12 protein-coding genes are annotated in these 13,484 nt (G+C 70.2%); 7 read left to right on the top strand and 5 right to left on the bottom strand.

From position 1 onward, the window contains the following. Window positions 1–5: 5 nt before the first annotated feature. Genes BG418_RS12265 through BG418_RS12245 form a run of 5 tightly spaced genes read left to right on the top strand, consistent with a single transcriptional unit; the run spans window position 6 to window position 6,871 of the window. Window positions 6–284, top strand: coding sequence for a hypothetical protein (locus BG418_RS12265; RefSeq protein ID WP_188273831.1), 279 nt, complete (start codon window positions 6–8; stop codon window positions 282–284). Then, window positions 281–904 carry a hypothetical protein gene (locus BG418_RS12260; protein WP_317453623.1) on the top strand — a complete coding sequence of 208 codons (624 nt, stop codon included), beginning with the start codon at window positions 281–283 and terminating at the stop codon, window positions 902–904. Before BG418_RS12265 ends, BG418_RS12260 begins: the two co-directional genes overlap by 4 nt. Then, complete coding sequence (locus BG418_RS12255) at window positions 904–3,444, top strand: ATP-binding protein (RefSeq protein ID WP_188273830.1); 2,541 nt, start codon at window positions 904–906, stop codon at window positions 3,442–3,444. Before BG418_RS12260 ends, BG418_RS12255 begins: the two co-directional genes overlap by 1 nt. After that, on the top strand, window positions 3,441–5,726 hold the full coding sequence (locus tag BG418_RS12250) for a hypothetical protein (protein ID WP_188273829.1): 2,286 nt from the start codon (window positions 3,441–3,443) through the stop codon (window positions 5,724–5,726). The genes BG418_RS12255 and BG418_RS12250 overlap by 4 nt, the downstream gene beginning before the upstream one ends. Further along, on the top strand, window positions 5,723–6,871 hold the full coding sequence (locus BG418_RS12245) for an NlpC/P60 family protein (RefSeq protein WP_188273828.1): 1,149 nt from the start codon (window positions 5,723–5,725) through the stop codon (window positions 6,869–6,871). The genes BG418_RS12250 and BG418_RS12245 overlap by 4 nt, the downstream gene beginning before the upstream one ends. Window positions 6,872–7,237: 366 nt before the next feature. On the opposite strand, the gene BG418_RS12240 is transcribed toward BG418_RS12245, so the two are convergent. The 5 genes from BG418_RS12240 to BG418_RS12225 all read right to left on the bottom strand — a co-directional run bounded on the left by BG418_RS12240 (window position 7,238) and on the right by BG418_RS12225 (window position 10,420). Then, a complete protein-coding gene (locus BG418_RS12240; RefSeq protein WP_188273827.1) occupies window positions 7,238–8,560 on the bottom strand; it encodes a helix-turn-helix transcriptional regulator in 1,323 nt (440 codons plus the stop codon). Between the two features lie 316 nt (window positions 8,561–8,876). Next, window positions 8,877–8,999, bottom strand: a complete 123-nt coding sequence (locus tag BG418_RS40520) for a hypothetical protein (protein ID WP_262928579.1) — start codon at window positions 8,997–8,999, stop codon at window positions 8,877–8,879. Between the two features lie 619 nt (window positions 9,000–9,618). Beyond that, window positions 9,619–9,780 carry a hypothetical protein gene (locus BG418_RS12235; RefSeq protein ID WP_188273826.1) on the bottom strand — a complete coding sequence of 54 codons (162 nt, stop codon included), beginning with the start codon at window positions 9,778–9,780 and terminating at the stop codon, window positions 9,619–9,621. Window positions 9,781–9,863: 83 nt separating this feature from the next. Further along, complete coding sequence (locus tag BG418_RS12230) at window positions 9,864–10,136, bottom strand: hypothetical protein (RefSeq protein WP_188273825.1); 273 nt, start codon at window positions 10,134–10,136, stop codon at window positions 9,864–9,866. Next, window positions 10,133–10,420, bottom strand: a complete 288-nt coding sequence (locus tag BG418_RS12225; RefSeq protein WP_188273824.1) for a hypothetical protein — start codon at window positions 10,418–10,420, stop codon at window positions 10,133–10,135. Before BG418_RS12225 ends, BG418_RS12230 begins: the two co-directional genes overlap by 4 nt. Before the next feature lie 396 nt (window positions 10,421–10,816). Here BG418_RS12225 and BG418_RS12220 point away from each other — a divergent pair, with 396 nt between their 5' ends. Together BG418_RS12220 and BG418_RS12215 are read left to right on the top strand one after the other, a co-directional pair. Further along, complete coding sequence (locus BG418_RS12220) at window positions 10,817–11,281, top strand: hypothetical protein (RefSeq protein WP_188273823.1); 465 nt, start codon at window positions 10,817–10,819, stop codon at window positions 11,279–11,281. Further along, on the top strand, window positions 11,278–13,473 hold the full coding sequence (locus BG418_RS12215; RefSeq protein ID WP_223184722.1) for an ATP/GTP-binding protein: 2,196 nt from the start codon (window positions 11,278–11,280) through the stop codon (window positions 13,471–13,473). Before BG418_RS12220 ends, BG418_RS12215 begins: the two co-directional genes overlap by 4 nt. The last annotated feature ends 11 nt before the right edge of the window (window positions 13,474–13,484 follow it).

The following is a 13,484-nucleotide window of genomic DNA, read 5'->3' as shown; positions in this document are numbered from 1 at the left end:
TCCCAATGAACGACATCCCGCTCGCCGTTGGATGGATCCAGACCGGAACTGGTATGGGCAACGACCTCAAAACCCTGATCTTCACCGTGGCGATTCCAGTGATGTGCGGGGCGTTCGTCCTGATCGTCGGATGGAAGACCAAGGCCCCCGGTCCCACGATCATGGCCGTCATCTTCGCGGCGATCGTCTGGGGCGGCTCCGCGAATATGGACACCCTCAAGAACAAGACGACCGATGACATCACCCACTACGACGGCACCACCCGCATCGGCGGCGACCAGTGAGCACGCACCTGGCCGACGCGGCCGATGCCGATGAGCTGATCGGGCGTTGCTACACCAAGGCGCGCCGTACGCCGCTGGTCGTCGGCTCGGTTCCGGGGGGCGGTGGGCGCAGTCTGCGGCTGCCGGGCGGTCCGTACACGCTCACCCAGCTCGCCGCGATCGTGGCTGCGTTCACCGTCCTGATCCTGACGCGGGCCGTGTGGGGCGGGCACGGGCCCGTCGACGTCGGGGTGCTGCTCGGCTGCCCGTTCGGCGCGGCCTACCTGCTGCGGCATCTGCACATCGATGGCCGTAATCCGGCCGCGGCCGCCGCCAGCGTGGTTGCGATGCTGGCCGGCCCGCGCTGGGGCCGCCTGCACGGCCGGCCCTTCCGCCCAGCCTCGCCTACCCGGAGCCTCAGTCGCATCACCGTCGGCACCCAGGAGGCGGCCGCTGACGAGGTGCCCGCCGCTGCGGTGCCCGGCCCCGAACCCACGGCGTCCCGGCGGGTACCGCGCACCACTGCCCCGGCGACGCCCGCTCCCGCGCTAGTCCCCGCTGCGGCCACGCCTGTGGCTTCCGGCGTGCAGGCCCTGCTGGCGCGCCGTGCCGCCTCGCATCGAACCGGTCTGGAGGATTGATGTCGCTGCCGATCCGGCACGTCGAACGCAACCTGATCTTCACCACGCACGGCACCACCTGGGCGCTGTGGCGGGTGGCGGCGGCCAACTACAGCCACGCGCCGGCCCTTGCGAAGAAGCGGCGGCTTCAGTCGCTTGAGTCGCTGTTCAAGTCCCTTACGGGCGAGCCGATGTTGATGTCGCTGTGCCCGCAGGTCGACCCGATCGCCGTCGTGCGCGCCATGGTCGCCGACGTCGACCTGGCGCGCTCGCCGCGCTACGAGCGGCTCGGCCACGCCGTCCTGGACCAGCTCGAAGATATGGAGCTGACGGGCCGGACCGACTGGCTCGCGATCCCGCTGCCGCCGTTCTCGCACCAGGACGCCGTGCTGTCCGCGGTGCGGTCGGCGAGTGCCCATGTCGCGCTGCAGCTGGGCCTGATGCCCGCCCCGGTCACCGTCGAGGAGGTCGAGCGGCGGGCCGAGCAGGCGGCGCGGATGCACGCGCAGTGGCCCACCGGAGTTGCCATGCGGCCCGCCACTGAGGCCGAGATCCTGTGGATCTACGGACACAGCGCCCGCCGCGGTCTGACGGAACCCTTCTTGCCCGATGGCACCGAGTCGTCGGTGCGCGGTCGCGGCCGTACGGTCGCGGCGCTGGGGGAGGTGCTGCTCGCCGAGGGCGGCGCCGACTTCCACGAGCGCCGCACCGTGCCGGGCAACCCCTTCGAGCGGCGCTATCTGCAGGTCTCCAGTGAGTGGGGCGACTCCTACCAGGCCCTGCTCGCCCTCGCGGAGATGCCGGAGGCGTTCGCGCTGCCCGGGGCCGCCTACCTGCAGCAACTGGACGACCTGGCCTACCCGGTCGACTGGACGGCGCGCCTGGTCATCACTCCGGGTGCCCGGGCCGAGGCCAAGACCCGCCGGCGCGCGAGGCACCTGAAGGCTCAGGCGGCCGAGTATGCGGGCGACCCGGCCGGCCCGCCCGCATCCGTCGCCCAGCACGAAGCGGACAACGACGAATACCGCGACCGGCTCACTGCTTCGGCGCGGGAGGTCGAGATCCGTGCCATGGTCACCCTCGCCGTGTGGGGTGCGAGCCCCGACGACGCGCAGGACCGGGCCGCCTCCCTTGCGGCCGACTTCGGCGCCACGGACTACACCTTGTCCCGCCCGGTGGGCAAGCAGAGTGAGCTGTGGCAGGCGATGCTGCCCGGCTGCCGCACGCCGCGGGTGATGACCGGCTACGCCCAGTACCTGCTCGCCAAGGACTTCGCGATGGCCATGCCCTGGTGCGGCAGCGCGCTGGGCGATGAGCGCGGCGGTTTGTACGGCCTGCAGCTGGCCTCCGGCGGGGCCCGTCCGGTCCTGGTCGACCCGGCCCGCGGGCCGCGCGAAAACTCCAGCGCCTCCATGGCGTTCATCGGGGAGCTCGGGGCCGGCAAGTCGGTCGGCCTCAAGGCGGCCGTCTACAACGTCCTGGCCCGCGGCCGGCTGCGCGGCCGGGCCGGCTCGCGGGGCCGCGCGGTCATCGTCGACCGCACCCGCGAAGAGGAGTGGGCCCGTTTCGCGATGGCGTGCCCCGGCACGACCCAGCTCATCCGGATCGACCAGAACGCCGAGGTCTCCCTGGACCCGCTGCGCCTGTACGTCACGGACAGTCCGAAGAAGGCGGCCCGCTTCTGTGAGTCATTTTTGACCCTGCTGCTCGGCGTCAAGCCGATGGATCTGGAGGGTGTGGTCTTGTCCGAGGCCGTCCAGGCAGTCCTGGAGTGGCCGGCCCCGTCCATGCGCGCCCTGGTCGAGGAGCTCACCGCCCGTGGGGCGGAGGACACCGCCGCCCGCATCCTGGCCCGCAAGCTCAAGGCGGTGGCCCGCAAGGACCTCGCCGCCGTGGTGTTCGACGACACCCTGCCCATCGTGGACACGGCCCGCGCCGACAGCGTGGTCTTCCTGGTCAGCTCCCTGGCCCTGCCCAAGAAGGCCGAGCTGGCCAGCGAACACCGCATCGAGCGCCTGGAGTTCGAGAAGGTTTTGGGCCGCGCGGTGATGTACCTGATCGCGGCGGTCGCGCGCGAGACGGTGATGAAGAGCAAGTCGGAGTTCGGTGTCGCGGTCTTCGACGAATGCTGGTGGCTCACCTCCAGCGAGGAGGGCCTGGAGCTGCTCCTCGAACTCACCCGCGATGGCCGCAAGCACCTCGCGGCCGCGTACGTGGGCTCCCACGACCCGGATGACATCGGGCCGGCCGACAGCGACAAGGGGGCCATCGTCCGTGGACTGATCCCGCACCGGCTGCTGTTCCGCCAGACGAGCCGCTCCCTGGCCGCCCGGGGGCTGGACTTCCTCGGCGTCGACGCCACGGACGCCGACCTGCTGGACACGGTCACCCGGCTCTCGCCCCTCGACCTTCCCGAGGAGGAGCGGCTGGCCCGGGCGGGGGAGTGCCTCTACCGCGATCTGCTGGGCCGCATCGGCCTGATGAAGGTGCTCATCCCGCTCGACCCGGCGGTCATGGAGGTCATCCACACCACCCCGAGTACGGCCGGAGCCCCGGCATGACGCGGCTGCAGAGGGGGTGGGCGTGGCTGCGGCTGCTCGGATCGGGCCGGCTACGCATGGCCCTGGCCGGCGCGGCCCTGGCCGCCACCCTGGTCACCGGCGGCCTGTCGCTGCCCGCCCACGCCGACCCCACCCCCACGCCGTCCGCGACAAGCCCCACACCCGCCGCGCCCGCGCCCGCCACGCCGCCGGCGGGTGGGACGCCGGCGCCGACGGCCGAGGAAATGGAGCAGATCGAGCAGATCCTCAAGGAACAGAACGAGAAGCTCAGCGGCGCCGCGCAGGAGGAGATGCTGCGGCAGCAGACCGAACGCCTGCGCAAGCAACTGCCCCACGAGGGCGGCGTACTCGGTGTCTTCAACGTCACCGATGCGCACCAACTGCCGGTCAGCGCCTACACGGTCAGGGGGGACACCGGCGGGCTGACCGACTGGGACCTCGGTATCTACAACCTGATCACCGAATTCTGCTTCATGATCACCAAGTGGCTGATCGCGTTCTGCTGCTGGCTCATCGCCTGGGCCCTCTCCTTCGGCCTGGCGAAAATCCTCCTGGCCCCCGTGCTGACCGTCGCCCAGTCCCTCCACGCCCGCGTGATCCTGGAGATGGGCCTGCCCACGCTCTTCCTCGCGGTGTGTGCACTGATCTGCGTCGCCAGGATTTTCTTCGGGGACCGGGCCCGCGGCTGGGGCGATGCGGCGCTCTCCCTCATGCTCGCCGCCCTCACCACCACGCTGCTGTCCTCCACCCCCCAGCTGCTGCTCGGCCCCGATACCGGGGCCATCGCCGCAACCCGTGGCCTGGCCCTGGAGGTCGCCTCAGTCGTCGTCGACGCCAGCCCCCCGGCCCACACCCCGGCGAGCGAGGCCACGCCCGCGTCCTTGTCGCGGCCGCTGACCGATGCGCTGGTCAATGCCTTCGTCGTCCAGCCCGCCATGCTGCTCCAGTACGGCCAGACCTTCGACGGGGAGTGTGCCCAGGCCTACGCCGACACCAAGCTCTCCCAGCTCGCCTACGACCGCCAAGTCTCCGCCCGCACCAACCGCTTCAAGAAACTCCCCGGCCTGGCCAACTACCTGCCCGGCGGCTCACTGATCAGCTCCTGGTACGACACACAGATCGACATGACGCGCCGGTGGGCTGTTGACCACTTCGGCAACCCGCCCACCGAGAACTTCGAGAAGAAATGCGTCCACGGTGACGTCGGCGCCGCCAAGAAGGCCTCCCTCGACAAGGTCGGCGGCAGCGTATTCCTCCTGGTCGCCGCCATCATCGTCACCATCCTGCTGATCGGACTCACCGGAAGCTTCCTCGTCGCCCAGTGCCGCATCGCCTGGGACGCGGTCCGCGGCGAGTTCGCCCTGGTCGCCGGCACCGTTCCAGGCCCCGGCCGCGGTGTGCTGTGGGACTGGTGCGCCTCCGTGCTGCGCTCCCTCGCCCAGATGCTCTACTCCGTCATCGCCCTCGCGGTGTTCATCGTCGTCGTCCAGGCGGTCCTTAACCCCGTGCAGCAGGAATGGGGCCGTGAACTGACCCTGCGGTTCATCTTGTTGGACATCGTCTGCATCGGTGCCGTCAAGAAACGCAAGGACATCACCGCCCGGACCCATCAGCTCGCCTCGGGCTTCCGCGCCAAGATGGCCTCCGGCCGGATCGGCGGCACCAGCCTCGCCCCGGCGGCCACTCCCCTTGCCAAGTCACCCCGCATCGGCCGCGGGCTGGTCCGGGGCGTCGTGCGCGGCGGCCTGGTCGGCGTCTCCCTGGCCCAGGGCAATCCGCTGGCCGCCCTCGGCTATGCCATGCCGCGCACCATCGGCGCCACCGCCCTGATGACCCGCCTCAGCACCGCACGCCGCCGTCGCCGCCCCGGACCCCCTCGCAGTGCCCGGCCCGCCGGCCGACCGCTGCCGCCACCCGCCGCCCCGCCCGCAGTACCTCCTCAGCCTGCGGTGCCTCCGCTGCCGGCCACCGTGCCGCAGCCCGCGACCGGTTCCACCGGCCCTGCCCGCGGCACCGGTACCCCGCCTGCACAGCGTGCTGCCCGCCGCGCCGCGCAACGGTCCGCCCGCCGCGCCGCCCAGCGACGTCCCCAAGCCCCCCGCCAGGTCCCGCGCCAGCCCACCGCCTCCGCCCGCCAGCAGCAACTGCGCCAACGCCTCAACCGGCGCACCAACCGCCACACCGCGACCGGCACCACCGCAGCCGCCCGCCGCGCCAGTGCCCTGCGGCGCAATCGGCGTGGTCGCGGCGGTTCCAACTCTTCTGCGGGCGGCACTCCGTGACCGCGCGGCGCACCCGGTGGCTGCTCGGCGGCGGTGCCGGCCTGGGACTGTTCGCTGTCCTCTTACTGTGCGCGGTCGCTGCCCATGTCGCCGGCCTGGCCCAGGACCAGGCCGAGGCCGCCGCTCGCACTCGCTGCGCCCCGTCCGGCGCGTCCGGTGCGGCCGGCGACGTGGACACTGCCCAGGTAGCCCAGCAGGTCCGCGCCGTCCTCGCCCACAGCACGACCGCCATCCATGTGCCCGGACTTGACCGGCCCACGGAGCAGATCCCCAACGCCAAGATCATCGTGGCCACCGGAGCCCAGCTCCAGATCTCCGCCCGCGGGCAGGTCATCGCCCTGGCCACCGCCCTGGCCGAGTCCGGCCTGCGTAACCTGAACTATGGCGACCGTGATTCCCTCGGCTTGTTCCAGCAGCGCCCCTCCCAGGGGTGGGGCACCCGCGAGCAGATCCTCGACCCGGTGTACGCCGCCACCCGCTTCTACCGCGCCCTGAAGGATGTTCAGGGGTGGGAGCAGATGCCGGTCACCGTCGCCGCGCAAAAGGTCCAGCAGTCCGCCTTCCCTGACGGATATACCGAGCATGAACCGCTCGCCACCGCCCTTCAGCAGGCCATCGCCCCCACCCTTGGCGCCTCCGGCGCTGCCCCGGTACTGCCTGCTGCGGCGGGCGGGGCACCCTGCGGCGCTCCGGGCGGGAGCGACTACGGGGCCATCCCGGCGGGCACGCTCCCCGCCGGATACCGCATCCCGGCCGCCGCCCCCGTACCGGTCCAGCAGGCGATCCGCTGGGCGCTCGGGCAGCTCGGCACCCCGTACCAGTGGGGCGGTAGCTGTACCAACCCCCACGGCAGCGACCCCAGCGGCCGCTGCGACTGCTCCTCCCTCACACAACGCGCCTACGGCGTCGCAGGCATCCAACTCACCCGCACCACCTACACCCAGGTCACCGAAGGGCAAGCGGTCCCGGTCTCACTGATCCAGCCCGGCGACCTGCTGTTCAGCGAAGGCAGCGCCACCCACCCCGAACACGTCGCACTGGCGATCGGAGACGGACTGCTCGTCCAGGCACCCCGTCCAGGCCGGGTGGTATCCATCTCCAAGATCGAGGGCCACGGAATCCTCGCGGCGCGCCGCGAGGGCTGAGGAGCCCATGGGGGCGACGTGCAGGGGACCGACCATCCTGCTGGGGCGCGGGCGTTGACCTGTGACACCAAATAGAGTGCCAGCGACTCGATCTGACGGGGCATGGTGCCCATTGTGGCCAATAGATCCCGGTCTGAGGGGTTGGTGCCGACTATCTGGCATGCGGCTTTCCAGGGTCCGGGCAAGTGAGCTTATCCGGAGTCCAGACGGATCCGGGCGGAAGCGCCGGACCGGAACCCGGAGGGACTGAGATCTTCCCCGTATTCCGGGATGAACAGCTGAACCGTCCCCGGGCGGCTGGGCCCGCAGGCAATGACAGGCCGCTGCGCCATCGCATCGCGCTGGTCTGCATCTGCAGGTTCACCTCTACCCGGAGCCCGCGCTGTCCGCTTCACCGTCCCTGTCAAAGAGGCTCTTTGGCAGGTCGGCGTCGGACAGCGGGTTGACCAGGACTGTGACGGCCAGAGAACTGGGATGGACCGTGAGGAAGAACCGTGGGCTCAGTTCCAACACGCGGACCCTCGACGAGGGCGACATCTTCTGGAGTCCCTCTAGGTACGGGGGCGGGATCACCAGGCGAACCTGCTGATTGGGCAGGGTAAATACGCCTCGCCCGGACGTCTTCAGTGTGCCCTGGTAGGGCATCTGGGGCTGGCGGGTGGCGGGGTGGAGGGCGGCGTACAGGCCCGCGAACTGGGTGACATGCGCGAAGCCCGCGGCGGAGAGCTTGTAGAGGGTGATGTCGTCGATGCTCTGCTGGTCGACCAGATGGGGCGGTAGCACCGTGGTGTCCTCGGTCAAGAACTTCCCCACGGCCCACAAGGGCTCCCCACGCGGCACCGCGTCCGCGTCGTACAGATCGACCAGGAGCTGCCACACGTTGGAGGGCTGCGCGTTGCGATGGAAGGACTCAAGGCGTTCGGGAATTTGAGTCAGGCCGCGGGTGAACATCACATCCGAGCGGACCACCGACTGCTGCGCGCGAGCCTGCCGGGCCCGGTCGGTCTCGAAGTCGGCGAGGACACGCTCCCGAAGGCCGCGTGCATATCGCTGCCGCAGCCTGCCCAGTTCGTACGTCATGACGCGCCGTGTCCTGGCCAGGGGGCGGCCGTAGGCTGCAGCCAGCTCGATCACGTCGGGGTCCGTGGCGTCGGGCCCGTGCCATGGTCCTTGGGCCTGCACATAGCGTTCGGCCAGCTGCACAACGAGTTCGGCAACGCGGCGCCGGCGCAAACGTACCGCCGGGGTCCGGTCCATGGCCTGTTCCAACATCCTGCGCTGCACGCCGATGGCATTGGCGGCCTCGTCGAGGAACTGCGGCCGTCGGCTCGGCACGATGCCCTCGGTTTCGAACCGGCGGTAGATCTTCGGAGATATCCCAAGCACGCCCACGACGTCCTGCGCGCGCAGACCGCACGCCCGCCGCACGTCGGCGACGGTCCATTCGGCTTGCTGGTCAGCACGCATCAGGAACCACGGATGTACCCCCAGGGCGTGCGCCAGGGCCCGGATCCGCTGGGGGTCTGGCACCTGGCGCCCGTTCTCGTAGGCAAGGATCTGAGCCTTCGTCGCCCCCACGGCCTGCGCGAGCTCCTCCGCGGTCATTGCCTTCCTGGTGGCACGCGCATGGAGGTTCATGCGGTGGGCACGCAGCGCGGAGGGGTTGAAATCAGCCAGGCCACGGGTCATGAGAGTGCACTTTCTCGCCGTTAGGAGCAGTTTAGGGGTACCATCTGTGGCGTGTTGCTGTCAGAAAGAGGCTAGCGAAAAAGCCTTGACCTGCACCGATGCGGCTTTAAGTGGCAGAACTGGTAGATCTGCCCGTCAGAATGCGCGACGTTGGACACCGTAGGCCGCACGGTTTGGGGACAGCGGTCCGCGTGTATCGCTTACGAAAGTGGCCCTGCACCCCCACGGTTCCAACGCCGTTGGCGGGGGCACAGGGCCGGCGTGTGGGAGCGAAACTCCCGGTGGGCCCTCTGTGTCAGCAGGGGGCCCGACGCCGTTAGAAGAGGTTCTCGATCTGATGGCGCAGCCAGGCACTCAGTGCCTGGAGGGCCAGCCAGCCGAAGATCTTCTTGACGGTCTTCCGGTTGTCTCGCTCCCCGCCCTTCGGCGGGTTCTCCACTCGCAACACCTTCTCTCGGTCGCGGGGCGATCGACCCCGATCGGGGTAGCCGATCGCGAAGTGCGCCACGAGAGACGATGTTGAGATGAGCTTACCGGGCCGCGCATACACCACAGACCCTCGCAGGGGGACGTCAGGTGTTCAACTCCGGTCCCAAGCAGCGGTTTGACGCTAGTTCATGCCTGGACCCGTACCCCCGCGTAACTGGGTGACCTGCGAACTCCCGCCCGAATATGCCCCTGTCGGAGCCTTCGAGGACGCACGATGCGGGAGTAGCGCCGGTGGGGCATGCCGTTCTGGGTACGCAGGGCACCTACGTCATATGGCGCAGTTGGACACCTCTCCCTCCTCACGGAATCAACTTGTGTGTCGTCCGTCACCCTCCACAATTGCGCGCCGGTGCGCCCCTCGGGGGCTCGCGCGCGCCCCACGCGGAAGAGGAGTGCCCAGCGTTGCACCACAAAGCCGCAGTGCAGGTGCGGGGCCTCGCCGAACTCAGCGCGGGTAGCGGGCTGCTGCACTTCAGGGGCCATACGGCAATCGAGTTGCAGCGCGAACACCGACGAGAGCCGGTACCGCCTCGCGGTACCGGCTCTCTCGCGAGCATGTCTTCGGGCGGCTACTGCTGTGGCGCGCTGTCGCGGATTGCCTCGGCGACTTCGAGGAGCGCGAACGCGATGGCGGCCAATCCCTCGCCGACCGCGTCGGTCCGGTACTCCTCGCCCGTCCGCTCGGATGCCTTCAGCGCGAACTCGGTGGCCCGGTCGCCCATCCACTCCATGGCGGTCTCCCCTCCCTGCCCGGCGGCCCGTCCGCGCCGGCGCCCCCTGACCCTGCCCACCTGGGACCGGGGTCGAACGTGTGTCAGGGGCCAGCGATCAGCCACAGGATCAGGCAGGCGTCGAGGTCTTGGCTATGGCGGTAGACGACGGAGATCCCGCGGCCGCCGGTCTGCTCGGGGAGCAACTCGATGACGTACGACTCCGAGTAGGGGTCGGCGTCCGGAAGCCTCCGGGCGTGGTCGGGGTCGGGGTCGTCCTCCAGCGCCCGGCGGACCGTCTCGACAGCGGCTTGCTCGCCGCGGGACAGTTCGGCGCGCGCCTTCTCGGCGGCGTCGGAGTAGAACGCGTGGCTCACCGGTCGGTCAGCTTGCGGCGCAGCTCGGCAGCGACATCCTCGGTCGACCGGGCGAGCGCGGCCATGCCCTGGGCGTCGTAGCGGAGCAGCACGCGGTGCCGGTACGCCTGGGTGATCTCGCGGACCCGCGTGAGGTTGTCGAGGTCGGCGGCCGACAGTTCCTCCTCGAACGCCTGCAGATCGCCGGGGAACCCCCAGCTGCCGAGCGCGTCGCGCAGCTCGGCGAGCGTGCGCATGGGCGGGGCGAAGCCGGTCCGGGCCGGGTGGTCGGGCTGTGCGGTCACGGTGACCTCCTCGTCGCTGGTCTCGACGCTACTCGGCTACCGCCCGGCGGCGGTACGGCCCTGGGTAATCCGCACGCCCTGGAAGCTGGGACGCGCCCCAGGCGGCGCCCTTGGCGAGTTCATTGGCGAGGGCGAGGACCTGCTGTTCAGCTCCCGCAGACTGGCGAACTGCTCGCCCAGGGGCTCTTCAGCTTCGTGCGCCGCGACGGGCTGATCCCTGCCGGGCCCCGTATCCGCCCACCGACACAGAGGTAAATAGAAGGTAAAGCCTGGCGGGTGGTGTCTGAATCGGCCTTTCAGCTCGACTTGGGGGGAGCGAAGGGATTCTTCCTCACTGCGATCTGGAGGCCCCATGCGCCACCGTCACACGCAGCTGGCCTACTCCGGGACGTCGGGATGACCGACGAACTCCCGGCTGTACAACGGCTACTCGACGCCGCCCACGAGATCGCCCAGGCTGCCCCGTATCTCGCCGCCTTGGTGATGGCCATCGGCATCGCCTGGATCGCGGTCACCATCCGGCGCGCCCGCCGCGTCCATGCGGCCCTCGCCGACCGCGTCACCGTGGAGGTCGTGCCCACCAGCACCTTCGACCCGGGCGAAGGGGAGATCGGCCGCTGGGCACACCAGCTGGGCCGGGTGCGGCAAGCCGCCGCCGGGGTACCAGCCCGTGGATCGGCGGCCCGGCTGCGCTACCGCGTCGAAGCTGGCAAGATGCACTGCTTCATCGAGGGCCCGGCGCAGGCAGCCGCGGTGCTGGCGATGCCCGGCTTCGCCGAAGTCGAAATCCGCGCCCACCGCAGCCAGGGCATCCAGCCGGTCACCTTCGTTCTCCCCGCCCAGGGCAAGGGGGAAAAGTGACCGCTCCTGTCGACTTCGCCAAGCCCACAGCCAGCGACGGCAAAAGTGATCGTCGCGTGCGCACCCGGTACGTGGAGCGCGCCGAGCTCGTCCTGGCGTTGCCCGACCAGAAGCCGCTCGCCTCCCTCGGTCTCACTCCCGATCCGCTGCAGCAGCTGGCGGCCGCGCTGTCCACGGTGCGTACAGAGGCGGGGGAGCACGCTGAGGTCTGCCTGGACCTGGTGCCGATCCGTGAGCGTCAACTCGTCCGCCGCCGACGCAGACTGCTGGCGCAGTCCAGGCGTCGCGGCCCGTCGGCGTACGGCGAGAAGCTCACCGGCGGCCTGAGCGGCGGCGCGGGGGTGTGGGGGTCGGTCACCGCGGCCTGGTCCGGCGGCAAGACCTCGGCCAGCGCCTCGCGCGCGGAACGACTGCCGCGGATGAGTGACCTGGCTGCCGGGGTCGGCAAGTTCGCCCCTGCCGCGGGTGCGGTGTTCGCGGTGCAGCTGCTGTTGCGTACCGAGGCCAACCACCCGCAGGCGGCGCTGGAGCGCATGCACCAACTGCTCGCCGTCTTTGCGATCACCAGTGGGGAGAACTACCTCAAGCCCCGCACGCCGCACGGCCGCCGGGCGGTTACCTCCTTCGAGCGGCGCTTCACCACGGGCCAGTTCGCCCCGCTCAAGCGTCAGTGGATGACCGTGTCCGAGCTCGCCGGTTTCCTCAAGCCGCCCACCGCGAAATGCACCGCCTCCAGCGTCGTCCGCTCCGGCGGCCTCGTGCCTCCGGCGCCAGCCCACTTGCCCGTCTACACCGGCCAGGCGGACCTGGTGCCGCTCGGCGCGGTGACGTATGCCGACGGCAGTGAACGCATCGGCGCTGCCCGGGTCGAGGACTTGCTGTTCGGCCTCGGCTTGGGCAAGAGCGGCCACGGTAAGACCGAAGCGGCGCTCGTCCAGGCCATCTCCCTGGCTCACAACGGACACGGCGTCTGGTTCCTGGACCCGCATGGCGAGGCCTGGGCCCGCGCGAAGCCGTACCTGGCGCACCCGCACATCATGAGCCGCATCTGGGAGATCAACCTCGCCGAATCCGACCCGGACCAGCTGGTCGCCTCGTGGAATCCGCTGTCCATGGAGGGCCGCAGGGCCGGCGACGTCCAGAAGGTGGTCCGCGCGGTCACCGAGGCCATCGCGGCCGCCCAGGACTGGGGCGATCACGCCCCGCGGGCCCGTACGATCCTGGCCCGCACCGCCCAGGCCCTCGCCCTGCTCAACCGCCAGGCCGTGGCGGCTGGCCGTCCCGATCTGCAGTGCACCCTCTTCCAGATCCGCTCCTGGCTGACCGACGAGGACTGGCGTGAGGCCCTGCTGCCCCAGCTGCCACTGCGGGTGCGCCAGTACTGGAAAAAGACCTTCCCCAAGCTCGCCTCCGACGCGGTACCCACCGTCACCTACGCCATCGACCGCCTGGACACGAGCGAGGCCCTGCAGGCGTTCTTCGGCTCGCCCCGCTCCGGCTACGACGTACGCACCGCGATGGACACCGGGCGCGTCGTGTTCCTGTGCCCCGACGGCTCCGAAGCCGATGCGCTCGTCAGCTGCCTGCTGATCCACGACCTCTACCGCGCGGGCAAGTCCCGCCAGGACATCCCCCACAAGCTGCGCCGCACCTTCTGGGCCTGGGGCGACGAGCTGACCGCACTCGACTCCTCCTCCAAGGGCTTCCTCGCCGCGATCGCCGAGCAACTGCGCAAGTACGAGGTGCGGTTCACCGGGATGACGCAGATGGCGCTGCGCCTATCCGCGATCACCCGCCAGGCGCTGCTGCAGAACCAGTCCCTGCTGTCCACCTGCGCCGCCGACTACGACGAGGCGGCGTTCGTAGCCCGCCGCTGGAACGGCCACGTCAGCCCGGAGACGATCACCGAACTCCCCAAATACCACTACGTGATGTCGATCAACCTGGACGGGAAGCCCACCACCCCGTTCCGGGTCCGCGGCCTGCCAGTCGAAGAGATCTTCGCCCACTACAACAACCCCGACGGCGTCCCGGACCTGGACGCGGCGATCGACACCAACCTCAAGCGCCGCCCCATCGGCGAGATCCTCGCCGAGCTCGAAGTCCTGGACGCCGCGATCCTCGCCCACCACGCCGGCCACCACCCCGACACCGCAGCCGTAGGCAGCGACCCCACCACTACCCTCGACTAGCACCGGAGCCT

This window comes from Streptomyces sp. CBMA152 (assembly GCF_014596475.1).
GTDB lineage: Bacteria > Actinomycetota > Actinomycetes > Streptomycetales > Streptomycetaceae > Streptomyces.
This window is presented reverse-complemented; position numbering and strand designations above follow the sequence as displayed.

Coding starts and splice junctions, on each gene's coding strand:
- BG418_RS12255 (WP_188273830.1), top strand. CDS start 904: ATGTCGCTGCCGATCCGGCACGTCGAACGCAACCTGATCTTCACCACG.
- BG418_RS12235 (WP_188273826.1), bottom strand. CDS start 9,780: ATGGAGTGGATGGGCGACCGGGCCACCGAGTTCGCGCTGAAGGCATCC.
- BG418_RS12220 (WP_188273823.1), top strand. CDS start 10,817: ATGACCGACGAACTCCCGGCTGTACAACGGCTACTCGACGCCGCCCAC.
- BG418_RS12250 (WP_188273829.1), top strand. CDS start 3,441: ATGACGCGGCTGCAGAGGGGGTGGGCGTGGCTGCGGCTGCTCGGATCG.
- BG418_RS12240 (WP_188273827.1), bottom strand. CDS start 8,560: ATGACCCGTGGCCTGGCTGATTTCAACCCCTCCGCGCTGCGTGCCCAC.
- BG418_RS12265 (WP_188273831.1), top strand. CDS start 6: ATGAACGACATCCCGCTCGCCGTTGGATGGATCCAGACCGGAACTGGT.